Raw genomic sequence first — 24397 nt, 5'->3', positions numbered from 1 at the left:
GACGTTCACGGCTCGGATTCCTCGCTGTCCGCCCGCTTGTCGCCGTCCACATGGTCATTGCCCGCGAGGCCGCGCGATGCCAGCATCACCACCAGGAACAGGGCGGTCATCGCGAAGCCGATGACGATGGCGGTGAGCACCAGTGCCTGCGGCATCGGGTCGGCGGTGTTGGCCAGCGTGGCGCGGATGCCCGGCGTCAGAACCGGCTCGCTGTCGACCATCAGCCGGCCCATGCTGAAGATGAACAGGTTCACCGCATACGACACCAGCGTGAGCCCCATGATCACCTGGAAGGTGCGCGGCCGCAGCAGCAGGTATACGCCCGACCCGGTGAGCACGCCGATGGCGATGGCGAGCACGGCTTCCATCAGCGGGTACCTCCGGCGTCGGCGGATGCGGTGGCAGCAGCGGCCAGGCGCTCCGCCTCCTTTTCCTCCTGCTCCGCCACCCAGCGATGGCTGCGAATCGACTGGTGGGCGAGCGCCAGCAGGATCAGCATGGTCGAGCCCAGCACGATCGAGAACACGCCGACGTCGAACAGCGCCGCGCTCGGAACGTGGATCTCGCCGAGCAGCGGCAGATGCAGGTGGGCGGTGTGTGTCGTCAGGAAGGGATAGCCCAGCAGCACCGACCCGCCGCCGGTCGCCAACGCCACCAGCATGCCGACCGCGATCCACCTGCGCGGATAGATGCGCAGATGCTCCTCCACCCACTCCGTGCCCGACACAATGAACTGCAGCAGCAGCGCCACCGACATCACCAGCCCGGCAACAAAGCCGCCGCCCGGCGCGTTGTGCCCGCGCATGAAGAAGTAGACCGACACCAGCACCGACACCGGCAGCAACAGCCGGATCAGCACCGCCGGCACCATCAGGTAGCCCACGGCCGTGTCCTTCGCGAGCCGCGGGTTCAGCAGGTCGCTGCTGCCGTCATCGCCTTGCTCGCGCTGCTGCGAAGGCAGCGCCATCGACTCGGGCGCGGGCCGGAAGCGCCGCAGCAGCGCATACACCGTGAGCGCCACCACGCCGAGCACCGTGATCTCGCCGAAGGTGTCGAAGCCGCGGAAGTCGACGAGCATCACGTTGACCACGTTGGCCCCGCCGCCCTCGGTCATCGCGCGGTCGAGGAAGAAAGGCGAGATGCTGAGCGGGAAAGGCCGCGTCATCATCAGCCAGGCCAGCAGCGCCATCCCGCTGCCGGCGCAACCGGCCACCAGCAGGTCGCGGCCGCGCCGGCCCCAGAGCCGCAGGCGCGCATGCATCGGTTGCACCGTCGCCTTGCGCAGCGGCAGCCAGCGCAGGCCCAGCAGGATCAGCACCGTGGTCACCGCTTCGACCACCAGTTGCGTCAGCGCGAGGTCGGGCGCGGAGAACCAGATGTAGGTGATGCAGCAGGTGAGCCCCGCGCCCGCCGCCAGCATCAGCGACGCCAGCCGGTGGAACTTCGCCTGCCATGCGGCAGCCACGGCACAGGTACAGCCAATCAACCACGTCATCGCGAACATCGTCGAGAAGGGCAGCAGCTCTCGCGTGCCACGCGATGCCGGCGTCAACCACAGCGCCATGGCTGCCAGCACCATCGCCACCAGGATCAGCAACAGCAACTGCGGCTGCAGGCGGCGCGTGCTCAGCAGCCTTCGGCCGCGTCGCCCCGCCTCGCTCATCCGCGCGATCATGTTCTCGAAGATGCGCTGGCCGTCGAAGTGATGCAGGAACGGCGTGCGTGCCAGCCCGCCTTGATCGCGTCGTCGTCGTTGCAGCATGAACAAGGCAAGGCCGCCCGCCAGCGCGATGAAGCTCATCAGCAAGGGCAGGTTGAAGCCATGCCACAAGGCCAGGCTGTACTCGGGCAACGTGCCGCCCACCACCGGCCGGGCGGCGGCGGCCAGCAACGGACCCACCGACCATGCCGGTGCCACGCCCACCACCAGGCACAGCAGCACCAGCAACTCGACCGGCACGCGCATCCAGTGCGGTGGTTCGTGCGGCGTCTTCGGCACATCGTCGCCGCAGGGCGGGCCGAAGAAGACGTCGAACACGAAGCGCGACGAGTAGGTGACGCTGAAGATCCCGCCCAGCGTGGCGATGACGGGCAGCGTCCATTCGACCCAGGGCGCTGCCTCGACCAGCACCGCCTCGGCGAAGAACATCTCCTTCGACAGGAAGCCGTTGAGCAGCGGCACGCCTGCCATCGCCGCGCTCGCGATGATCGCCAGCGTGCCGGTGATCGGCATCAGCTTGAGCAGGCCGCTGAGCTTGCGGATGTCACGGGTGCCGCTCTCGTGGTCGATGATGCCGGCGGCCATGAACAGCGAGGCCTTGAAGGTCGCGTGGTTCATGACGTGGAACACCGCGGCCACGGCGGCCAGCGTGGAGTTGAGCCCCAGCAGCAGTACGATCAGCCCCAGGTGCGAGATCGTCGAATAGGCCAGCAGCGCCTTCAGGTCACGCTGGAACATCGCGACGAAGCCGCCCAGCAGCAGCGTGATGGCGCCGGCGCCGCCGACCATCCAGAACCATTGGTCGGTGCCCGACAGCACCGGCCACAGGCGCGCCAGCAGGAACACGCCCAGCTTCACCATCGTGGCCGAATGCAGGTAGGCCGACACCGGCGTCGGCGCGGCCATGGCGCGCGGCAGCCAGAAGTGGAAGGGAAACTGCGCGCTCTTGGTGAAGGCGCCCAGCAGCACCAGCACCAGCATCACCGGATACAGCGCGTGCGCCCGGATCTTCGCGCCCGAGGCCAGCACCGCATCGAGATCGTAGCTGCCGACGATGCGCCCCAGCACCAGCACGCCCCCCAGCAGGCACAGCCCGCCCGCGCCCGTCACGGTCAGTGCCATGCGCGCACCGCGCCGCGCGTCCCGGCGGTGGTGCCAGTAGCCGATCAGCAGGAAGGAGAACAGGCTGGTCAGCTCCCAGAAGACCACCATCTGCACCAGGTTGCCCGACAGCACCACGCCCATCATGGCGCCCATGAAGGCCAGGAAGAAGGCGAAGAAGCGCGGCACCGGGTCCGACGGCGACATGTAGTAGCGCGCATAGAGCACCACCAGCGCGCCGATGCCGAGCACCAGCATGCAGAAGAGCCAAGCGAAGCCGTCGAGCCGGAAGACCAGGTCGAGCCCGAGGGAGGGCAGCCATTCGAAGCGCTCGCGGATCACCTCGCCGCCGGCCACGCGAGGGAACAGCCAGGCGACCTGTGCCGCGCAACCCAGCGCAACCAGGCCCGCCAGTGTCGACTCCCGATTGCGCGCGTCCGATGGCATTGCAGCCGCCAACACGCTGGCAATGAAGGGGAGGGCGACGAGGAGGACCAGTGGCATTGCGGTCGATTATTGATCGACCGTTTTGCACTTCAGGGATAAATGCCCCTTGAAAGGCCCGAGGACTTACGCGACGACGGCCTGCACGGTCCGGATACCCAGCCACGTCAGGCACAGCGACCCGCCCAGGTGCAAGGCGATGGTGGCGAAGGCGAGCCCCAGGCGCCCGTTCATCAGCATGGCCACCGTCTCCGCCGAAAAGCTCGAGAAGGTGGTCAGCGTCCCGAGGAAGCCGGTGATGACCATGAGCCGCCAGGCCGGATCGAGATCGGGCATGCCCTGGAAGAAGCCGATCGCGATGCCGATCAGGTAGCCGCCGATGAGGTTGACCGCGAGCGTGCCCCACGGCAACACGCTGCCGGGGTTGAGCCAGGTCGCGAAGCCCCATCGCATGAGAGCGCCGACACAGGCGGCGGAACAGATCACCAAAGCGTTCAGGAACATGCGGGCGATTATCCCCAGCCGACCTGACTACTTCTCCGCCCCCATCACCAGGTCGGGCAGGCTGGTCACGATGCCGGGGAACAGCGTGATCAGCGCGATGCAGACCACAAGACAGAAGAAGAACGGGATCGCCGCCTTGGCAATCAGGTTGCTGTCCTTCCCGGTCATGTTCTGCAGCACGAAGAGGTTGAAGCCGACCGGTGGCGTCACCTCGGCGATCTCGACCAGCAGGACGATGAAGATGCCGAACCAGATCAGGTCGAAGCCGGCCTTCTGGATCATCGGCAGCACTACCGCGCTGGTCAGCACGATCATCGAGATGCCGTCCAGCGCGGTGCCCAGCACCAGGTAGACCAGCACCAGCGCGCCGATCAGCGCGTAGGGCGACAGGTGCATGCTGTCGACCCATTCGGCCAGCTCGCGCGGGATGCCGGTGAAGGCCATGGTCTTGGTCAGGAAGGCCGCACCCGCGAGGATGAACATGATCATGCAACTCGTGCGTGTCGCGCCCATCAGCGCATCCTTGAAGTTCTTCCAGTTCAGGCTCTTGCCCCAGGCGGCAATGGCCAGCGAACCCAGCACGCCGAAGGCCGCGCATTCGGTGGCCGTGGCCCAGCCCGCGATCAGCACCCACACGATGAAGACGATCAACAGCGCGCACGGAATCAGGTTGCCCGAGAGACGGATCTTCTCCATGAACGTCGTCGGCGCATCCGGCGGCGGTACCTTGTCGGGATGGCGCAGGCTCCACCAGGCGATGTAGCCCGAGAACAGCAGCATCAGCAGGAAGCCCGGCAGGAAGCCCGCCAGGAAGATGCGGATGATCGACGCGTCGGCCGCGACGGCATACACCACCATCGTGATCGACGGCGGGATCAGGATGCCCAGCGTGCCGGCCGTGGCGAGCGAGCCGATCGCCATCTGCTCGTCATAGCCTCGGCGCTTCAGCTCCGGCAGCGCCACCTTCGCGATGGTTGCGCAAGTCGCCGCCGAAGACCCGGACACCGAGCCGAACACCCCGCAGCCGAGGATGGTCGTGTGCATCAGCCGGCCCGGCACGCGGTTGAGCCAGGGCCGCAGTCCGTCGAACATCTCTTCGCTCAGCTTCGTGCGAAACAGGATCTCGCCCATCCAGATGAAGAGCGGCAGCGCCGCCAACTCCCAGCTCGCGTTGCTTTCCCAGAAGGACGAGAACAGGTTCTTGGCCGGCAAGGTGCTGGTGAAGAAGGCCTGGCCGACCCAGCCGACGATCGCCAGCGTCATGGCGATCCACACGCCGCCCGCCAGCAGCACCAGCATGATGACGAGCAGCAGCCCGCCCATCCACAAGGTTTCGGTCATGGTGGCGGCCTACACGTCGGAGGAGAAGTCGCCGGCGGCATGGCGCTCCTCGATGGCGCGCTGGTAGCTGGGCTTGTGGCCAAGGACCACGCCAACCAGTTCGTCGACCATCGCAATCAGCAGCAGCCAGCAGCCCACCACGAAGGTCGATTGCGGAATCCAGATCGGGATCACCACCAGCCCGGTCGCCATCTCGGCAAACTCGTAGCTTTCCCAGGTGAAGCTGGTCGCCGAGTAAGTGAGGTAGGCCACAGCCACGGAGGCGATCAGCAGGCAGGTGACATCGAGGGCGCGTCGCATCCTCGGGCTGACCTTGTCGAGCACCAAGGTCACCCGCACGAAGTCGCCGTGCCGGAATGCATGGGCCATCGCGAAGAAGGCAGCCGAGGCGCACAGCCAGGCCACCACGTCATTGAGGCCGCTCACATGCCAGTTCACCTGGCGGCCGACGCCGGCCACGATCATCAGCACGAAGATCAGGAACACGCAGAACGCGGCAAGCGCGCCTGCACCGTCATACAGGCGGTCCAGCAGGCGGCGCATGGTCAGGTCGCTCGCCGCACTGTCGAAGGGGCGTCAGCTCCGTCCGGGGCCGGCAGAAGGAAGGCGGGCGATTGCTTCATCATGGCTTCTTGTAGGCGTCCAGGATCGCGGCGCCATCCGCACCGGCCACCTTCAGCCAGTCGGCCTGCATGATGCCGCCGACCTGCCGCATGTCGGCGTCGAGCTTGGGCGAGGGCTTGTGGATCTTCATGCCCCGCTCGGTGAGCAGGCGCTTGTACTCGCTGTTCTTCTCTTCCGCCACCTTCCAGCCGCGCGCCTCGGCATCGGCCGCCGCCTTGAGCACGCCGGCCTTGGCCGTGGCCTCGAGCGCGTCGAAGGACTTGGCGTTCACCAGCACCGCGTTCTTCGGGATCCAGGCCTGCGTGTCGTAGAAGTTCTTGAGGCTCTCGTAGGTCTTGGTGTCGTAGCCGGTCGAGCCGGAGCTCATATAGCTTTCGATCACGCCCGTCGCCATGGCGGCACTGAGTTCGGCCTGCTGGATCTGCACGGGTTGCGCCCCGACCAGTTCCGCGATCTTTGCCGTCGCCGGACTGTACGCGCGCCACTTGATGCCGCGCAGATCGGCCACCGAGCCGATCTCCTTCTTCGTGTAGATGCCCTGTGGCGCCCACGGCACCATGAAGAGCAGCTTGATGCCCTGTGCGGCCAGCAGCTTCTCGATGGCGGGCTTCGATGCGGCGTAGAGCTTCTTCGCCTCGGGATAGGTGGTCGCGACGAAGGGCACGCCATCGAGCGCGTAGATGGGGTTCTCGTTGGCGAAGTTGGCCAGCAGGATCTCGCCGGCCTGGGCCTGGCCGCTTTGCACGGCGCGCTTGATCTCGGGCGCCTTGAACAGCGAGGCATTGGCATGCACCGCGATCTTGACCTTGCCACCGGTGGCCGCATCCACGTCCTTCGCAAACTGCGTGATGTTCTCGGTGTGGTAGTTGGTGGCGGGGTAGGCGGTCGGGAGGTCCCACTTGGCTTGTGCCATCGACGTGGCAGCGAGGGTGAGGCCGGCAACGGCGATGCTGAACTTGCGAATCATGGGCTCTCCAGAAGCGGATGGGGGTGAATGCATCAGGAGGTTACGTGCAATTACCGGGCCATCGTTGAGGTGTTTCCCTGCCACTTTCGGACTGACGGGTGCCTGATTCACACGGCGCCTGGGCACAAAAAAACCGCCCGAAGGCGGCTTGAGGCGTTCAGCCAGTCGCGGCTTACTTGCTCGCGGCAGCCTTCGCGGCCGGTGCGGTGGCTGCGGATGCGGCGGGAGCGGCCGCCGCGGTGGCGGGCGCGACTGCCGGGGCCACGGCTGGTGCAACCGCCGGCACAACAGCGGGCTTGACCGCAGGGGCTGCGGTCGCAGGTGCTGCCGCGACCGGGGCGGGCGCTGCGGCGGGAGCTGACGCGACGGCGGCCATGGCGTTCTTGTCCTTCTTCGTCTTGCCCTCGCCCTTCGCCATCGGTGTGAAGGCCTGGCCATTGATCGTGAGGCCCTCGTTCGACAGCTTGGTCGCGGACTTCTCCTTCACGCCTTTGACCCGGCTCATGAAGTCGGCCCAATCCTTGAACTCGCCTTGCGCGCGTGCATCGACGATGCGCTTGGACATGGCGGGGCCAATGCCCTTGAGGCCGTCGAGCTCGGCGGCGGTGCCCTTGTTGGCCTCGACCGCGGCAAAGGTCGAGATGGCAAACAGCGCAGCGGCAAACGCTGCCGCAATCTTCTTGAACATGTGAAAACTCCCTGGGATTTGTTGAAATGAAACTGCCGGCGTAACTCGCGCGGCAGCTTCGTTTCAACGGCGCCCGCCGCCGGTGCGTTGACCGGGTGGTGCGCCGCCGGGCCTATAACTCTTCGACGCGCCGCGGCGGATAGCTGTCCCACGCCTGGCACCCGGGGCAGTGCCAGAAGTACTGGTGCGCCTCGAAACCGCAGGCCGCGCAGCGATACCGCATCAGCGGGCGCGTGGCCTGATCGAGCGCGCGCTGCACCTGCGGGTGGAATTGCTCGCGGTTGAATTGTTCCTTGGCGAGCCAGCGCGATGCAGCCACCAGCGAAGGATGGTGCGTCAGATGCGCGATGTAGCCGTCGCGGGGCTCTGGCGGCGTATCCGCAGGCGGGTCCTGGTCTGGCACCTTCGGGCTTCCGCCCATCGCGATGATCGCTTCCAGCACATCGATCGAGGGCGACGCGGCATAGCGCCGTTGCAGCAGCGCGATCGCTTCACCCGTGCGTTGCGAGGCGATGGCGGCTTGCTGCAAGGCCGCCGCGAACAGCGGCAAGGCCAGCGGCGCGATGTCGCAGAGATTGGCCAGCGTATCGAAGGCGGCCGCCGCCTCGCCGTTGCGCAACTGGAGGTTGGCCGTGTCGATGGCCGGCCGCGGCGCCTGCGGGGCAAGTTCCACCGCCTGCCGCAACAGTTCGCCGGCCGCGTCGAGGTCGCCTGCCGCGGTCCGCTCCGCCGCCTGTTCACACAGGTGGTGGGCGCGTCGCGTGGCATAGCTCGCCTGGTCCGATTCGTCGAGCTTCTGCGCCACCGTCGCAGCCTGCGCCCATTCGCGGGAACGCTCGTAGATCGCCAGCAGGGCCAGGCGCGCCTCGGTCTCGTAGCGCGTGCCTTCCAGTTTCTGCAAGGCGGCCTCGGCCCGGTCGAGCAGCCCGGCGCGCAGGAAGTCCTGCGCCAGCGCATGCTGCGCCCGGTCGCGGTCCTCACGGCTCAAGTCGCCGCGGCCCAGCAGGTGCTCATGCACGCGCACCGCGCGCTGGTATTCGCCGCGACGGCGGAACAGGTTGCCCAGCGCGAAGTGCAGTTCCTGCGTGTCGGGGTCGTTCTGCACCGCCTCGATGAAGGCGTCGATGGCCTTGTCCTGCTGCTCGTTCAGCAGGAAATTGAGGCCCCGGAAATACGCCTTGGGCGCCTGGCGGTTTTCCATCTTCAACTGCCGCAGGTCGAAGCGCGAGGCCAGCCAGCCCAGGACGAAGGCCAGTGGCAGGCCGGCCAGCAGCCATGTGTAGTCAAAGTCCATGTTGGCGCACGATCGGCAGGTCGGTGGCAGGAGGCGCGGCTTCGGCGGACGCGGCTGGTGTTGGCTCGGGGACAGAGATGGATGCGGAAGAGGACTCGGCGAGCCGCTGGTTCGCGGCGCTGCTGCGGTGCTTCCACCAGCCCGGGAGCATGCCCAGCGCGCCCACCACCAGCCCGCCCGCGAAGGCGACGAGCACCACCAGCACCAGCGGCGCGCGCCAGTAGGTGCCGAAGAAAAAGTTCACCGTCGCATCGTGCTGGTTGTTCAGCGCAAAGGCGAAGAGGGTAAAAAAAATGGCTGCCTTGAGCAGCCACAGGATGTATTTCATCGGGTTCCCCGTTGGCGGCCCGATTCTAGTTTGGCCTCAGGGTTTGCCGCGCTGCGCCTGGGCATCGAGCTCGGCGGTGCGGGCGTCGACGGCTTCGCGCAGGGCCTTGCCCGGCTTGAAGTGCGGCACGCGCTTCTCGGGCACCTGCACGCTTTCGCCGGAACGCGGATTGCGGCCGATGCGCGGCGGCCGGCGGCTCACCGAGAAGCTGCCGAAGCCGCGGATCTCGATCCGGTGTCCGCGCACCAGGGCATCGCCCATGGCGTCGAGGATGGTCTTGACGGCGTACTCGGCGTCGCGGTGCGTCAGTTGCGCAAAGCGGGCGGCGAGTTCTTCGACGAGGTCGGAGCGGGTCATGTAGTCAGTATCAGCAGAAAACCGGAAGGCAAAAAAAGGGACAGAGCGGCGAGCTTAACGCCCACCAGTCTGTCCCGTCCGACGGCAATCGATTTCTTCTCCGGACCGGCCGCTTGCACGGCCGGTCCGGATTCGAAATTACTTGTTGTCGTTGTTGTCCAGCTTGGCGCGCAGCAGGGCGCCCAGGCTGGTGGTGCCGGCGTTTTCACGCGACGACTGTTGGCTCAGCGTGGCCATGGCGCCTTGTTCGTCGGCCATGTCCTTCTGCTTGATCGACAGCTGGATGTTGCGGGTCTTGCGATCCACGTTCACCACCACGGCCGTGACTTCGTCGCCTTCCTTGAGCACGTTGCGTGCATCTTCCACGCGGTCGCGGGAGATTTCGCTGGCGCGCAGGTAGCCGATGATGTCGTCGCCGAGGTCGATTTCAGCGCCACGAGCGTCCACGGTCTTGACCTTGCCGGTCACGACCTGGCCCTTGTCGTTCACGGTGGTGAACGTCGTGAAGGGGTCGCTGTCGAGTTGCTTGATGCCCAGGCTGATGCGTTCGCGGTCGACGTCGACGGCGAGCACCAGCGCTTCAACTTCCTGGCCCTTCTTGTAGTTGCGAACGGCGGTTTCGCCAGCTTCGTTCCACGAGAGGTCGGACAGGTGAACCAGGCCGTCGATGCCGGCAGCCAGACCCACGAACACGCCGAAGTCGGTGATCGACTTGATCGGGCCCTTGACGCGGTCGCCGCGCTTGGTGTTCTGCGCGAACTCTTGCCACGGGTTGGCCTTGCACTGCTTCATGCCCAGGCTGATGCGGCGCTTGTCTTCGTCGATTTCGAGGACCATGACTTCGACTTCGTCGCCCAGCGAAACGATCTTGTTCGGAGCGATGTTCTTGTTGGTCCAGTCCATTTCGGAGACGTGCACCAGGCCTTCGATGCCGGGTTCGAGTTCGACGAACGCGCCGTAGTCGGCAATGTTCGTGACCTTGCCGAACAAGCGGGTGCCTTGCGGGTAGCGGCGCGAAACGCCCATCCACGGGTCGTCGCCCATTTGCTTGAGACCCAGCGAGACGCGGTTCTTTTCCGTGTCGAACTTGAGGATCTTGGCGGTGATTTCCTGACCGGCTTGCACCACTTCGCTCGGGTGGCGGACACGGCGCCATGCCATGTCGGTGATGTGCAGCAGGCCGTCGATGCCGCCGAGGTCGACGAACGCACCGTATTCGGTGATGTTCTTGACGACGCCGCGAACGACTGCGCCTTCCTTCAGGGTTTCCATCAGCTTGGCGCGTTCTTCGCCCATGCTGGCTTCGACCACGGCACGACGCGACAACACGACGTTGTTGCGCTTGCGGTCGAGCTTGATGACCTTGAATTCGAGGGTCTTGTTTTCGTACGGGGTCAGGTCCTTGATCGGACGCGTGTCGATCAGCGAGCCCGGCAGGAATGCGCGGATGCCGTTGACGAGGACCGTGAGGCCGCCCTTGACCTTGCCGCTGGTCGTGCCAGTGACGAAGTCGCCAGATTCCAGAGCCTTCTCGAGGGCGAGCCACGAAGCCAGACGCTTGGCGGTGTCGCGCGAGAGGATGGTGTCGCCGTAGCCGTTTTCGACGCTGCCGATGGCAACCGAAACGAAATCGCCGGCCTGGACTTCGAGTTCACCCTTGTCGTTCTTGAACTCTTCGATCGGCACGTAGGCTTCGGACTTGAGGCCTGCGTTGACCACGACGTGGTTGTGTTCGACACGCACGACTTCGGCGGTGATGACCTCGCCGGTGCGCATTTCGGAACGCTTCAGGGATTCTTCGAATAGGTCGGCAAAAGATTCAGACATGTATGTTCCTTCCGTCAGGCAGGGTTTGCAGCAGCACCATTGCCACTGGCTTGGATCTGTAGACGGCGGTTGTGGGCTTTGGGGCCCGGTTGAGTTGCAAAAACCAGCAAGCCGATGCGCTGTCGCGCGGCGGGGACCTGCTGGACCGAAATACCCGCCGGCGGACCGGTGGGCTGTACTGACTACCTTTTCAGGGGCTGGCCTTTGTCGGAGCCGCCTGGAAAGGTTGTGCTTGCTGCCACCAGTTCAAGACCTGGTCGACCGATTGCTCGATCGACAGCGTGGAGTTGTCCAGGCGGCGGGCATCTTCTGCCGGCTTGAGAGGCGCGACGCTGCGGGATGAATCGCGCAGGTCTCGTGCTTCCAAATCGGAGCGAAGACTGTCGAGTGTAGTTGAAATTCCCTTTGAAATCAACTGCTTATGCCGCCGCTCGGCGCGCTGGGCGGCGCTGGCGGTCAGGAAGACCTTGAGCGGTGCGTCCGGGAAGATCACCGTGCCCATGTCGCGGCCATCGGCCACCAGCCCTGGCAGCCGGCGGAAGCTGATTTGCAGTTCCGTCAGGGCCGCGCGCACGGCGGGCAGGGCGGAGACGCGGGAGGCGTCCATGCCGGCGGCTTCCGAGCGGATCGCGTCGGTCACGTCCTCGCCAGCAAGCATCGCCTTGCCCGCGTCGAAGCGCAGTGGCAGGGTGCGGGCCAGGTCGGCGATCTGCGTTTCGTGGGCCGGGTCCGCGTCCAGCCCCGCGCGGCGCATGGCCAGCCCGGTCACCCGGTACAGCGCGCCCGAATCGAGGTAGTGGTAGCCCAGTTCATGCGCGACTTCCACGGCCAACGTGCCCTTGCCGGAGGCGGTCGGGCCGTCGATGCAGATCACCGGCACGCTGAGCGGCTTGACCACCGAGAAGAGCGTCTCGAAGTAGTCCGGGAAGGTCTTGGCCACGCAATGGGGGTCGAGGACGCGAACCGGGATCGACGCTGGATTGAAGGCTGCCAGCGAGAAGCACATGGCCACCCGATGGTCGTCATAGGTCTTGATGCTGGCCGCACGCCAGCCGTCGGCGGGCAGCGGGAACACGCGGATGAAGTCCGGCCCGGCCTCGACCTTGGCCCCGAGCTTGGCCAGTTCGTTGGCCATGGCGTCGATGCGGTCGGTTTCCTTGACGCGCCAGCTTGCGATGTTGGTCAGCGTGGTCGGCCCGTCGGCGTACAGCGCCATCACGGCCAGCGTCATGGCGGCGTCCGGGATGTGGTTGCAATCCAGCGTGATCGCCTTCAGCGGCCAGGCGCCGCGCGAGACCTGGAGCCAGTTCGGACCGCTCTGGATCCGCGCGCCCATCTGCGCGGCGGCTTCGACGAAGCGGATGTCGCCCTGGATCGACTCGGCGCCCACGCCCTCGATCCGCAAGCCCTCGCTGGCGATCGCGCCCAGCGCGATGAAATAGCTGGCCGACGACGCATCAGCCTCGACATGGATTTCGCCCGGGGACTGGTACTGGCTCCCGGCCGGAATCGTGAAGCGCTGCCAGCCTTCGCGCCGGACGTGGATGCCGAAGCGCGCCAGCAAGTTGAGCGTGATCTCGATGTAGGGCTTGGAGATCAGTTCGCCGACCACGTCGATCGTGATGTCTCGGTAGCTCGCCAGCGGCAGCGCCATCAGCAAGGCGGTGAGGAACTGGCTCGACACGTCACCGCGCACGCGGATCGGCGCGTCGAGGTGCAGCGACTGCAGCGTCACCGGATGGATGCGAAGCGGCGGATAGCCGGGGTTGCCGAGGTAGTCGATGTGGCAGCCGAGTTGCGTGAGCGCATCGACCAGGTCACCGATCGGCCGCTCGTGCATGCGGGGCACGCCGCTGAGCTCGAAGTCGCCGCCCAGCAAAGACAGCGCCGCCGTCAGCGGCCGCATCGCGGTGCCTGCATTGCCCATGAACAGCTTGGCTTGCGGTGTCGACAGCTTGCCGCCGAGTCCGGTGATCCGCAGCGTGCCGTCGCCCTGTTCGATGCGGCAGCCCAGTTGCGCCAGTGCAGTGAGCATGACGCGCGTGTCGTCGGAATCGAGCAGGTCGTGCACCGTGGTCGTGCCGCTGGCCAGCGCGGCCAGCAGCAGCACGCGGTTGGAAATGCTCTTGGAGCCCGGCAGGCGAACCGTGCCGGCCGCCTCCGTCAGGGGCGGAATGTCGAGAAATTCAGTGGAGAACATGTTCAGTCGGCCGCCGTGGCGCCGCCGGATTGCCATTGGGCACGCACGCGCCGGGCCGATTCGATGGCGTTCTCCAGGCCCTGCGCGTCGCCGGTGGCGACCATGAGTTCGAGGCTTTCGAGCGCCTCGCGAAAGCTTCGGGCCTGGGCCAGCACCTGTTCGCGGTTGGCCAGCAGGATGTCGCGCCAGACGGCCGGGTCGCTGGCCGCGATGCGCGAGAAATCGCGAAAACCCGGCCCGGCCAAGCGCAAGAAGCGATCGCCGTTCTCCTGTCCCGCGATGCCATTGATGAAGGCGAAGGCGATCAGATGGGGAAGGTGGCTGACGGCGGCAAAGGCGCTGTCATGGTCCTCGTGCGTCATCTGGATGACGTCGGCGCCGACGGCTGTCCACGTGCGCGTCGCGGTCTGCACCAGTGAACGCCGCGTGGCCTTGACCGGCGTCAGCACGACCTGCCGGCCCTTGAACAGGCCAGCTTCCGCGTGCTCGATGCCCGAGACTTCCTTGCCGGCGATCGGGTGCGCCGGCACGAAGCAGCCGAACTGCTCCTGCAAGCCGCGCCGCGCCGCCTCGATCACGTCACCCTTGGTCGAGCCCACGTCCATCACCAGCGTGCCATCGGAAATGCCGTGCCGGATCGCCTTGAAGGTGGCTTCGGAAGCAGAGACCGGCACCGCGATCAAGACCAAGTCCGCACCCGACACGGCCAGCAGCGCCGAGGGTGCCGCCACATCGATTGCGCCCAGTTGCTTGGCCCGCTCTGTCGTCGAAGGCGACTTGCTGTAGCCGACGACTCGCTTGACCAGCTTGGCCTTCTTCAGCGCCAGCGAGAAGGAGCCACCTATCAGGCCGCAGCCAATCAGTCCGAGTTGCTCGACCATGAGGAGAAGGGATTCAGGCGGTCACGGGGTAGGCGCCCAGGACCTTGTAGAAGGCGCACAGGGTTCGCAGTTCGGCCAGTGCGGCCGCGACATGCGGTTGCGACGGATGGCCGTCGAGGTCGATGTAGAAGTAGTACTCCCACTGCCCGGTACGCGCGGGCCGCGACTCGAAGCGCGTCATCGACACGCCGTTGGTCTTCAGCGGCACGAGCAGGTCATGCACCGCGCCCGGCCGGTTCGGCACCGAGACGATGAGGCTGGTGCAATCACGCCCCGAAGCCGGCGGCATGGCCAGCGTCTGCGGCAGGCAGATGATGGCGAAGCGCGTGCGGTTGTAGGCATCGTCCTGGATCGCATGGGCCACGATGTGCAGCCCGAACCGTGTCGCGGCGCGCTCGCTGGCCAGTGCCGCCCACGCCGGGTTCTCCGCGGCGAGCCGCGCGCCCTCCGCGTTGCTCGACACGGCACGCCGTTCCACGCCGGGCAGGTGCTTGGACAGCCAGCTCTGGCACTGCGCCAACGCTTGCGGATGGGCCAGCACCGCCTCCACGCCGTCGAGCGAGTTCTCCTTGCGCATCAGGTTGTGACGCACCAGCAGGCTGACTTCGCCGACCACATGCGTCGGCGTATGCAGGAACATGTCGAGCGAGCGCGTGACCACGCCTTCGTTCGAGTTCTCCACGCCGACCACGCCGTACTGCGCACTGCCGCTGGCAGTCGCATGGAACACTTCGTCGAAGTTGGCACAGTAGACCAGGTCGGCCGCGCCGCCAAAGAATTCGATGGCCGCCTGTTCGCAGAAGGTGCCTTCGGGTCCCAGCACCGCCACGCGTTGCGGCGACTCGAGCGCGAGGCAGGCCGACATGATCTCGCGCCAGATGGCGGCCACATGCGGTGCCTTCAGCGGCCCAGGGTTGCTGCGCTCCATCTTGTCGATGACCTGCGCGACGCGGTCGGGCCGGAAGTAGGGCGTGCCCTCGCGCTTCTTGATCTCGCCAACCAGTTCGGCCACATGGGCGCGTTCGTTCAGCAGGGCGAGCAGCTTCTGGTCGAGCGCGTCGATCTGTACGCGCAGCCCGGCGAGGCTGGCAGAGTTGTCGACAGGCTGGGAGGAGGGGGGTGGGGCGTTGTCAGGCATGCGATTGCTCAAATTCTCGCATGCAGTCGACCAGCGCCTGCACGCCCGAGAGCGGCATCGCGTTGTAGATGCTGGCCCGCATGCCACCGACCGACTTGTGGCCCTTCAACTGCAACAGGCCGGCCTCGCGTGCCTTGGCCAGAAAGGCTTCGTTGCGGCTCTCGTCGGCCAGGAAGAAGGGCACGTTCATCCGCGAGCGGCAATCCGGGCTCACCTTGTTCAGGTAGAAGCTGGAACCGTCGATGAAGTCATAGAGCAGCTTCGCCTTGGCGATGTTGCGCTGTTCCATCGCCTCGACGCCGGTGAGCGCGCCTTCGGTCTGCTCGCGCAGCCACTGGAAGGTGAGCCCGGCCATGTAGATGCCCCAGGTCGGCGGGGTGTTGTACATGGACTGGTTGTCGGCCACCGTCCGGTAGTTGAAGGCGCTGGGGCAGATCTTCAGCGCATGGCCGAGCAGATCGTCGCGCACGACGACGATCGTCAAGCCGGCGGGACCAAGGTTCTTCTGTGCCCCGCCAAAGGCCAGGCCGACACGGGTCCAGTCGACCGGGCGCGAAGCCACGTGCGACGAGAAATCGATCGCCAGCGGCGCCTTGCTGCCGAGCGCCGGCAGGTCCGGCAACTCCTGGAATTCGATGCCGTTGATGGTCTCGTTGGTGCAGACATGCACATAAGAGGCATCGGCGCCGAGCCGCCAGCTCGCAGCATCGGGCAGGGCCGTGTGGCCGTCGCCAGCATTGCTCGCAGCGATGCGCGCGTCGCAATAGCGCTGCGCTTCCTTGTGCGACTTGATGCTCCAACTGCCGGTGATCACGAAGTCGGCCTGCGTGCCGCGCGACAGGTTGAGCGGCACGATGGCGTTCTCGCCCAGCCCGCCGCCCTGCATGAACAGGACATGGAAATGCTCGGGGATCGCCAGCAGGGCGCGCAGGTCGCTTTCGGCCTGCGCCAGGATGATGCCGAATTCCTTGCCGCGATGGCTCATCTCCATCACGCCCATGCCGCTGCCGTGCCAGTCGAGCATTTCGTCGGCGGCGCGGCGCAGCACGGCTTCCGGCATGGCGGCCGGGCCGGCGGAGAAGTTGTATGGACGCTTGCCCGTCGCGGGCATCACTTCTTGGCGGGCGCCTTGCCAGCCGCGGCGGGGGCCGGGCCGGTGGGTGCGCCGAGGGCCTTGGCCACGGCGGCATCCAGCGCGCGCATCTTCGGCTCGATGGTCGGCTTGGTTTCAGCCACGAGCTTCTCGGTCAGGGCATTGCGAAGCTTGGGATTGACTTCTTCGTACTTCTTGCTCAGCGGCGATTGCAGCCAGTCGATCAGTTGCTTGAGTTCGGCTTCCGTGAAGGTCTCGCTCAGGACCGGGCCCAGAGCGGCAGGGGCCAGTGCCACGGCCTTGTCGCGCACGTAGGGGTAGGCGTCGTCAAAGTACTTCTTGAGCTCGGCGTCGGCCGCCTTGGCAGCTGCCTCTCGCTTCTCGGCCGGCACCTGCGTCTGCAGGTAGCCCGAGCCGGCTTGCGCGATCTGGGCGCTGGAGTCTTCGACCAGTACGCGTGCCAGCACTTCGATGCCGGGGCGTTGCAGGTCGATGAACTGCTTGACCAGGGCGGCCTTGCTGTCTTGTGCCCAGCCGATGGAGCTGGTGGCGGCCATGGCGGTGGCGAGGATGGCGAGCTTGAGTTTTTTCATTCGGTAAGTTCCGTTCAGGATGTTGGATTGCTATCTTCAGGATTGGAGTCGGCGTCGGTGTTGGCGTCGTTCTCCACGATGCGCTGCAGCCCGCTGAGCTTTGCGCCTTCGTCGAGTCCGATCAGCGTGACGCCTTGCGTGGCACGTCCCAGTTCGCGGATTTCCGCGACCCGGGTGCGCACCAGAACACCCTTGTCGGTGATCAGCATGATCTCGTCGTCGGCATGAACCAGCGTCGCCGCGACGACCTTCCCATTGCGCTCGCTTTGTTGAATCGCAATCATGCCTTTGGTTCCCCGGCCATGACGCGTGTATTCGGTAATGCTTGTACGTTTACCGTAACCATTTTCCGTGGCCGTCAGCACGCTTTGCTGCTCGTCCTCGGCCACCAGCATGGCGATCACGCCCTGGCCGTCTTCCAGCATCATGCCGCGCACGCCGCGGGCATTGCGGCCCATCGGGCGGACGTCGTTTTCATCGAAGCGCACGGCCTTGCCGCCGTCGGAGAACAGCATCACGTCGTGCGCGCCGTCGGTCAGCGCGGCGCCGACCAGATAGTCGCCCGGGTCGAGGTCGACCGCGATGATGCCGGCCTTGCGCGGGTTGCTGAATTCGTCGAGCGTGGTCTTCTTGACCGTGCCCATCGAGGTGGCCATGAACACATACTGGTTGGCCGGGAAGGTGCGCTTCTCGCCCGTGAGCGCCAGCACCACGTTGATCTTCTCGCCTTCCTGCAACGGGAACATGTTGACGATGGGCCGCCCGCGCGAGCCACGCGAGCCCGCCGGCACTTCCCACACCTTGAGCCAGTACAGCCGGCCACGGTTGGAGAAGCACAGGAGGTAGTCGTGCGTGTTGGCGATGAAGAGCTGGTCGATCCAGTCGTCTTCCTTCGTCGCCGTGGCCTGCTTGCCGCGGCCGCCGCGCTTTTGCGAGCGGTACTCGCCCAAGGGCTGGCTCTTGATATAGCCGCTGTGCGAGAGCGTGACGACCATGTCGGTCGGCGTGATCAGGTCTTCAGTGGACAGGTCGAAGGCGCTGTGCTCGACCTGGCTGCGGCGCGCGCCCAGCTTGGTCTGCCCGAACTCGGTCTTGATGGTGCCCAGTTCGTCGCCGATGATGATCGAGACGCGCTCGGGCTTGGCCAGGATGTCGAGCAGGTCCTCGATCTCGGCCATGACTTCCTTGTATTCGACGACGATCTTGTCCTGCTCCAGGCCGGTCAGGCGCTGAAGGCGCATCTGCAGGATTTCCTGCGCTTGCGTTTCCGACAGGCGATAGAGGCCGTCGCTGCCCATGCCGAATTCGGCTTCGAGGCCGTCCGGGCGATAGTCGTCGGCATTGACCACGCCGCCGTCGGCGCGGGTGCGGGTGAGCATCTCGCGCACCAGCTTGCTGTCCCAGCGGCGCGTCATCAGCTCGGCCTTGGCGACCGGCGGGGTCGGGGCATTGCGGATGATCGCGATGAAGTCGTCGATGTTGGCCAGCGCGACCGCCAGGCCTTCCAGCACATGGCCGCGCTCGCGGGCCTTGCGCAGGTTGAACACCGTGCGGCGGGTGACGACTTCACGGCGGTGCTGCAGGAAGACCTGGATCAGGTCCTTCAGGTTGCACAGCTTGGGCTGGCCGTCGACCAGCGCCACCATGTTCATGCCGAAGGTGTCCTGCAGCTGGGTCTGCTTGTAGAGGTTGTTCAGCACGACCTCTGGTACCTCGCCGCGCTTGAGCTCGATCACCAACCGCATGCCCGACTTGTCGGACTCGTCCTGGATGTGGCTGATGCCCTCGATCTTCTTCTCGTGCACCAGCTCGGCCATGCGCTCCTGCAGCGTCTTCTTGTTCACCTGGTAGGGCAACTCGTCGACGATGATGGCCTGGCGCTGGCCGCGGTCGATGTCCTCGAAGTGGCAGCGTGCGCGCATCACGACCTTGCCGCGGCCGGTGCGGTAGCCTTCCTTGATCCCGTTGATGCCGTAGATGATGCCGGCCGTGGGGAAGTCGGGCGCGGGCACGATCTCCATCAGGTCGTCGATGCTGGCGTCGGGGTGGCGCAGCATGTGCAGGCAGGCGTCGACGACCTCGTTCAGGTTGTGCGGCGGGATGTTGGTGGCCATGCCGACCGCAATGCCGCCGGCGCCATTGACCAGCAGATTTGGCAGCTTGCTCGGCAATACCGCGGGCTCTTTTTCGGAGCCGTCGTAATTGTCCTGAAAATCGACCGTTTCCTTGTCGATATCGCCCAGCATTTCATGCGCAATTTTGGCGAGGCGGATTTCGGTATAGCGCATTGCCGCGGCCTGGTCGCCGTCGACCGAGCCGAAATTGCCCTGGCCGTCCACCAGCATGTGGCGCATCGAGAAGTTCTGCGCCATCCGCACGATGGTGTCGTAGACCGACTGGTCGCCGTGCGGGTGGTACTTGCCGATGACGTCGCCGACGATACGGGCCGACTTCTTGTACGGCCGGTTCCAGTCGTTGTTGAGTTCATGCATCGCGTAGAGCACGCGACGATGCACCGGTTTGAGGCCGTCCCGGGCATCCGGAAGGGCGCGGCCGACGATCACGCTCATCGCGTAATCGAGGTAACTGCGGCGCATCTCCTCTTCGAGACTGATAGGTAAGGTTTCTTTGGCGAACGAGGTCATGAGCAGTACGCAGACAGCAAGGAGGCGAAATTTTACGCCCCGGCGGGTGTCGCACCGCCGCAACACAAGGCGCCTATTCGGGCTCCGTCCGGCGATTCCGGGCGCCGCAGCGCCCTGTTTGCCGAGGTCCATGTGGCAGAATCGTCCCAACGTTTTGGGTGGTGGTCACTTAAAGCGTCCTTGATTCGCAGCGCGGCTGCGGCTTTTTCCCCAAGAGGAGAACCATGAAGAAACTGAATAAAGTGGCGATGATGTTTGCAGTCGCTGCGCTCGCCACTGCCGCCGGCGCGCAGACCCGTGTCACCGCAGCAAACGGCGGCCCTGTGATCGACAACTGGCAAGACAGCGCTGGTCAACTGGTCTGGAAGAACGGCACGAACGAACTGTGCTGGCGCGATGCGAACTGGACGCCTGCCACCGCTGCTGTCGGTTGCGACGGTGCCCTGGTTCCCGCTCCCCCGCCGGTCGCTCCGCCTGCTGCGGTCGTGCCGCCGGCTCCGCCCGCACCGCCAGTCGCTTCGAAGGTCACCTTCGCTGCTGACGCATTCTTCGACTTCGACAAGTCCGTGCTCAAGCCGGAAGGCCGCGCCAAGCTGGACGACCTGGTCTCGAAGATCAAGGGTGTGAACCTCGAAGTCATCATCGCCGTCGGCCACACCGACTCGATCGGCTCCGACGCCTACAACCAACGCCTGTCGGTCCGCCGCGCAGAAGCCGTCAAGGCCTACCTGGTCTCGAAGGGCATCGAACGCAACCGCGTCTACACCGAAGGCAAGGGCGAGAAGCAACCTGTTGCGGACAACCGCACCAAGGAAGGTCGCGCCAAGAACCGTCGCGTGGAAATCGAAGTCGTCGGTACCCGCGCCAACTAAGCAAATCCGCAAGGATCTTGAGGAACCCCGCCACGGCGGGGTTTTTTTATGCGCCATTCATAATCACGGGATGACTAATAGCTTGAATGCGGACCCGGCCGAATTGGCCAAGTTTTCGGAACTGGCACATCGCTGGTGGGATCTGGAGAGCGAATTCCGGCCGCTTCACGAAATCAATCCATTGCGGCTCGACTGGATTGACGGAATTTCCCCGATCGGCGACAAGCGCGTGCTCGACGTCGGATGCGGTGGTGGCATCCTGGCGGATTCGATGGCGCGCAAGGGCGCCGACGTGCTCGGCATCGACCTGGCCACCAAGGCGCTCAAGGTGGCGCAACTGCATGCGCTGGAAGCCGGCACGCGCAACGTCAAGTACCGCGAGGTGAGCGCCGAAGCCATGGCGGCGGAGGCGCCAGCCTCATTCGACGTCGTGACCTGCATGGAGATGCTGGAGCATGTGCCGGACCCGGCTTCGGTCGTGAAGGCCTGCGCGACGCTGGTGAAGCCCGGCGGCTGGGTGTTCTTCTCGACCATCAACCGCAACCTCAAGGCATTCATGCTGGCCATCGTCGGGGCCGAATACCTGCTCAACATGCTGCCGCGCGGCACGCACGAGTACCAGAAGCTGATCCGCCCGAGCGAACTCGCCGCGCACTGCCGCGCCGCCGGCCTGGTGCTGCGCGAGACCCGGGGCCTGCAGCACAACCCGATCACGCGCCGTTACTGGCTCAATGACGACACCAGCGTGAACTACATGTTTGCGACCCAACGACCGCCTGCCACCCTGTGATGCCATTCCATGATGTTCAAGCCGTGCTGTTCGACCTCGACGGCACGCTGATCGACAGCGCGCCCGACCTGGGCGCCGCCGCCGACAAGATGCGCACCGACCGTGGCATGCCTTCGCTGGACCCGTTGTTGTACCGGCCGATGGCCGGAGCGGGCGCGCGAGGCATGCTGGGGATCGCCTTCGGCATCACGCCCGAGGCGGCCGAATTCGACGAACTGCGCGAAGAGTTCTATGTGAACTACGAGACGCGCATGCTGGCCAACACTTTCATCTTCGACGGGGTGCCCGAGTTGGTCGAGGCCCTGTGCGCGCGCGGGCTCGGCTGGGGCGTGGTGACGAACAAATCGGAGCGCTTCACGGTGCCGCTGACGCGCGCGATCCCGCTGTTCGCCAGTGCCGGCGCCATCATCAGCGGCGACACGACGCCTTTTGCCAAGCCGCACCCGGAGCCCTTGTTCGAAGCGGCACGCCGTCTCGGCATCGACCCGGCCCGATGCATCTATGTAGGCGATGACTACCGCGACATCCAGGCCGGGCGCGCCGCGGGAATGCAGACCGTCGCGGCCACCTACGGCTATCTGGGCGAGGAGGCCGACGCCACCGCGTGGCAAGCGAATGCGGCCATTGCTTCACCCTTGCAACTGTTGCAGGTACTGAAGCAAGCCTAGAATGGGGGGCTTGGGGCTGCACTGGTTTCGACGTGGGTTCGGAATCGCAGCGGGGCATGTCGAGCTGAATGCGCTCGTAAAACAGATTCAAACAAACTAACTGCAAACGACGAACGTTTCGCACTCGCTGCTTAATTGCCAGTGAGCTTTGCAACAGCAGGCCGATGGGCTGGGCAAGGGGGTGAAGGGGCAACCTGACACCTCCCGGCTGCAAAGATAATTACATGGGCTGGCTCCGATCCGGGTACCTTGGGTCGGGGCGAGAAAATAGGGTGCTGGCGTCCGGTTCAGCGTGTGACTGCGCGGCTCCGGAGGTGAGATTCAAATCAGATCACTAAACATGTAGAACTGCGCGACGAAGGCTTGCGGACGGGGGTTCAAATCCCCCCAGCTCCACCAAACCCCCAGAGGGCCCGGATGATCTCCGGGCCCTTTTTCTTGCCCGAAATCCCGGCGCCACGTTGCGGCTGACCTGGCGTGCTGCGGCTGGAAGCGCTGCGGCAGGTCCGCGAAGTGCCGTGTGGCGGCCATGATGGTTTCTTGACCCGCGGGACTATATTCGGCACTGCCCCGGGCCCGAGCGCTGCCGGCCTGTCTTTCTTCTGCCCAGGAAAATCGCATGCCGGACACCCTGACGACCGCGATCACGAAGTACTACGACGCGGTACCGTACGACTCGCATCCCTTTCCGCAGTCGGCGGCAGAGCACCTGGAAGCGCTGGCGTACCTTTTCGGTCTCGAGGCCGAGCCGCCTCCCGTCGCCCGGGTGCTGGAGTTGGGCTGCGCGGCCGGTGGCAACCTCATTCCCTTCGCGGCGCGGCATCCCGGAGGCAGGGCGATTGGCGTGGACGTTTCGTCGGTACAGGTCGCGCAAGGCGCCGCTGCCATCGACCAGGCGGGGCTGAGCAATATCGACCTGCGAGCCTTCGACATCAACGACATCGACGCTTCCTTCGGCAAGTTCGACTACATCGTCTGCCATGGCGTCTACAGCTGGGTGCCGCCCACGGTCCAATCGGCGATCCTGCGGGTGTGCGCCGAGAACCTTGCGCCCAATGGCGTGGCCTATGTGAGCTACAACGTCTATCCGGGCTGGAAGGCGCGCGAGATCGTGCGCGACGCCATGATCCTGCGCGGCGGGCCGCGCGATGCGCCGGGGGAGAAGCTGTCGTTCGCACGCGGCATGCTGGAGTTCCTGGAGCAATCGGCCAGGAAGGACAGTGTGCTGGAGAAGACGCTCGAGGAGTCGATGCCGATCGTGCGCAATGCGAGCGACGCCTACCTGCTGCACGAGTTCCTCGAACCCTGCAATGCGCCGTGCTACTTCAAGGAGTTCGTCGAGCGCGCCGGCACGCACGGGTTGGCCTACCTGGCGGATGCGGAGCCTTCGACGATGTTCGTGCAGAACTACGGCGAGAAGGTGCGCGAGCCGCTGTTGCGCGAATGCGGCGGCAGCCAGGTCATGATGGAGCAGTACCTCGACTTCCTGATCAATCGCACCTTCCGGCAGACGCTGCTGGTCAAGAAGGAGCGCGTGGGACAGGTCCGCTATCGGCTCGATCCGGTGCGCCTGCGCGCGATGGCTTACGCGGGGGTGTTCCTGCCGGACGATGGCGGCACCATCCGGCTCGACGGGCCCGAGCAGCCATGCACCGCGTTGCGCAACCAGAAGGTCACCTTGCGCCTGCCGGTCCACAAGGCGGTGGCGCAGGTGCTGGATCAGAACTATCCGGCGGCTGTCCTGCCCGAGGAGTTGTTCGACGAGGTGGCCGTGCGCACCGGCGAGCCGCGCGATGCTGTCGAGCCGTTCGTCATGTCGATGCTGGAGGAGTTGCTCATTCTCGGCGCGGTGCGCTTGCGCCGGAGTCCGTTCGGCGCAGCCGCGACGGTGGCGGAAAGTCCGCGCGCGTTGTCGGCCGTGCGCAGCTTGCCAGGTCTTGCGCTGCACACCGGCCCGAGTGCCCAGGCTTGCAACCTGTGGCATGAGAGCGTCGCGCTGTCGCCGCTCGAGCGTTGCCTGTTGCCCCTGCTGGACGGAGGTCACGGACATGCTGCACTGGCAGACCATCTCGTCGAGGAGGCGCGTGCGGGACGCATCCGCTTCATCAAGGATGAGCAGCCCTTGACGGATGAATCGATGTTGCGCGAGTTCGCCGCGCAGCAGGTGGCGCTGGCACTGAAGGACCTGCGTCGCAAGGGATTGCTGGCGGCCTGAATCGGGGGCGCTGACTCTTGCGGGGCCGCCGCGAAATGCTGCGACGCCACCACCCGTGGGCGGGCGACGGCGTCGGCAACAATCGCTGCTTCGGCGGCGCGAATGGA

Annotated in this window: 21 protein-coding genes and 1 other RNA gene; 5 read left to right on the top strand and 17 right to left on the bottom strand. The window is 65.6% G+C overall.

Features of this window, described 5'->3' with window-relative positions:
* Positions 1-5: 5 nt before the first annotated feature.
* The 17 genes from WKW79_RS05670 to gyrA all read right to left on the bottom strand — a co-directional run bounded on the left by WKW79_RS05670 (position 6) and on the right by gyrA (position 19745).
* Positions 6-368, bottom strand: coding sequence for a Na+/H+ antiporter subunit C (locus WKW79_RS05670; RefSeq protein ID WP_340334137.1), 363 nt, complete (start codon positions 366-368; stop codon positions 6-8).
* On the bottom strand, positions 368-3325 hold the full coding sequence (locus WKW79_RS05665) for a monovalent cation/H+ antiporter subunit A (RefSeq protein WP_340334136.1): 2958 nt from the start codon (positions 3323-3325) through the stop codon (positions 368-370). Before WKW79_RS05665 ends, WKW79_RS05670 begins: the two co-directional genes overlap by 1 nt.
* 66 nt (positions 3326-3391) lie before the next feature.
* The gene (gene crcB, locus WKW79_RS05660) at positions 3392-3769 is read right to left on the bottom strand and encodes a fluoride efflux transporter CrcB (RefSeq protein ID WP_340334135.1); all 378 of its coding nucleotides are present in this window, start codon (positions 3767-3769) and stop codon (positions 3392-3394) included.
* Positions 3770-3796: 27 nt separating this feature from the next.
* Positions 3797-5110: a TRAP transporter large permease gene (locus tag WKW79_RS05655; protein WP_340334134.1), complete on the bottom strand. Its 1314-nt coding sequence runs from the start codon at positions 5108-5110 to the stop codon at positions 3797-3799.
* A 9-nt stretch (positions 5111-5119) separates the two neighbouring features.
* The gene (locus WKW79_RS05650) at positions 5120-5653 is read right to left on the bottom strand and encodes a TRAP transporter small permease (protein ID WP_340334133.1); all 534 of its coding nucleotides are present in this window, start codon (positions 5651-5653) and stop codon (positions 5120-5122) included.
* Between the two features lie 79 nt (positions 5654-5732).
* A complete protein-coding gene (locus WKW79_RS05645; protein ID WP_340334132.1) occupies positions 5733-6701 on the bottom strand; it encodes a TRAP transporter substrate-binding protein in 969 nt (322 codons plus the stop codon).
* A 172-nt stretch (positions 6702-6873) separates the two neighbouring features.
* Entirely contained in the window at positions 6874-7389 is a 516-nt protein-coding gene (locus tag WKW79_RS05640) for a ComEA family DNA-binding protein (protein WP_340334131.1), read from the bottom strand.
* A gap of 112 nt (positions 7390-7501) precedes the next feature.
* Positions 7502-8683 carry a lipopolysaccharide assembly protein LapB gene (lapB, locus tag WKW79_RS05635; RefSeq protein WP_340334130.1) on the bottom strand — a complete coding sequence of 394 codons (1182 nt, stop codon included), beginning with the start codon at positions 8681-8683 and terminating at the stop codon, positions 7502-7504.
* On the bottom strand, positions 8673-9011 hold the full coding sequence (locus WKW79_RS05630) for a LapA family protein (RefSeq protein WP_340334129.1): 339 nt from the start codon (positions 9009-9011) through the stop codon (positions 8673-8675). The genes lapB and WKW79_RS05630 overlap by 11 nt, the downstream gene beginning before the upstream one ends.
* Before the next feature lie 36 nt (positions 9012-9047).
* A complete protein-coding gene (locus WKW79_RS05625) occupies positions 9048-9368 on the bottom strand; it encodes an integration host factor subunit beta (RefSeq protein ID WP_213955638.1) in 321 nt (106 codons plus the stop codon).
* Between the two features lie 138 nt (positions 9369-9506).
* Positions 9507-11195, bottom strand: coding sequence for a 30S ribosomal protein S1 (rpsA, locus tag WKW79_RS05620; RefSeq protein ID WP_340334128.1), 1689 nt, complete (start codon positions 11193-11195; stop codon positions 9507-9509).
* Between the two features lie 190 nt (positions 11196-11385).
* A complete protein-coding gene (locus WKW79_RS05615) occupies positions 11386-13395 on the bottom strand; it encodes a bifunctional 3-phosphoshikimate 1-carboxyvinyltransferase/cytidylate kinase (RefSeq protein ID WP_340334127.1) in 2010 nt (669 codons plus the stop codon).
* Between the two features lie 2 nt (positions 13396-13397).
* Positions 13398-14276 carry a prephenate dehydrogenase gene (locus WKW79_RS05610; RefSeq protein WP_340334126.1) on the bottom strand — a complete coding sequence of 293 codons (879 nt, stop codon included), beginning with the start codon at positions 14274-14276 and terminating at the stop codon, positions 13398-13400.
* Positions 14277-14289: 13 nt separating this feature from the next.
* Positions 14290-15414: a prephenate dehydratase gene (pheA, locus tag WKW79_RS05605; RefSeq protein ID WP_340334125.1), complete on the bottom strand. Its 1125-nt coding sequence runs from the start codon at positions 15412-15414 to the stop codon at positions 14290-14292.
* Positions 15407-16525, bottom strand: coding sequence for a 3-phosphoserine/phosphohydroxythreonine transaminase (gene serC / locus WKW79_RS05600; protein ID WP_340334124.1), 1119 nt, complete (start codon positions 16523-16525; stop codon positions 15407-15409). Before serC ends, pheA begins: the two co-directional genes overlap by 8 nt.
* Positions 16525-17100 (bottom strand): DUF2059 domain-containing protein, encoded by a 576-nt coding sequence (locus WKW79_RS05595; RefSeq protein WP_340334123.1) that lies wholly within the window; start codon positions 17098-17100, stop codon positions 16525-16527. The genes serC and WKW79_RS05595 overlap by 1 nt, the downstream gene beginning before the upstream one ends.
* Positions 17101-17114: 14 nt before the next feature.
* The gene (gyrA, locus tag WKW79_RS05590) at positions 17115-19745 is read right to left on the bottom strand and encodes a DNA gyrase subunit A (RefSeq protein WP_340334122.1); all 2631 of its coding nucleotides are present in this window, start codon (positions 19743-19745) and stop codon (positions 17115-17117) included.
* Between the two features lie 224 nt (positions 19746-19969).
* Here gyrA and ompA point away from each other — a divergent pair, with 224 nt between their 5' ends.
* The 5 genes from ompA to WKW79_RS05565 all read left to right on the top strand — a co-directional run bounded on the left by ompA (position 19970) and on the right by WKW79_RS05565 (position 24290).
* Positions 19970-20617 (top strand): outer membrane protein OmpA, encoded by a 648-nt coding sequence (gene ompA, locus WKW79_RS05585; RefSeq protein WP_340334121.1) that lies wholly within the window; start codon positions 19970-19972, stop codon positions 20615-20617.
* A gap of 70 nt (positions 20618-20687) precedes the next feature.
* The gene (ubiG, locus tag WKW79_RS05580; RefSeq protein WP_340334120.1) at positions 20688-21407 is read left to right on the top strand and encodes a bifunctional 2-polyprenyl-6-hydroxyphenol methylase/3-demethylubiquinol 3-O-methyltransferase UbiG; all 720 of its coding nucleotides are present in this window, start codon (positions 20688-20690) and stop codon (positions 21405-21407) included.
* Positions 21407-22075: an HAD family hydrolase gene (locus WKW79_RS05575; RefSeq protein ID WP_340334119.1), complete on the top strand. Its 669-nt coding sequence runs from the start codon at positions 21407-21409 to the stop codon at positions 22073-22075. The genes ubiG and WKW79_RS05575 overlap by 1 nt, the downstream gene beginning before the upstream one ends.
* A gap of 12 nt (positions 22076-22087) precedes the next feature.
* Positions 22088-22474: a transfer-messenger RNA gene (gene ssrA / locus WKW79_RS05570) on the top strand.
* Between the two features lie 220 nt (positions 22475-22694).
* The gene (locus WKW79_RS05565) at positions 22695-24290 is read left to right on the top strand and encodes a methyltransferase regulatory domain-containing protein (RefSeq protein WP_340334118.1); all 1596 of its coding nucleotides are present in this window, start codon (positions 22695-22697) and stop codon (positions 24288-24290) included.
* Positions 24291-24397 lie beyond the last annotated feature (107 nt).

This window comes from Variovorax robiniae (assembly GCF_037889955.1).
Lineage (GTDB): Bacteria > Pseudomonadota > Gammaproteobacteria > Burkholderiales > Burkholderiaceae_C > Variovorax > Variovorax robiniae.
Note: the sequence above shows the minus strand (reverse complement) of the source record. Positions and strands in the feature narration are given on the sequence as shown.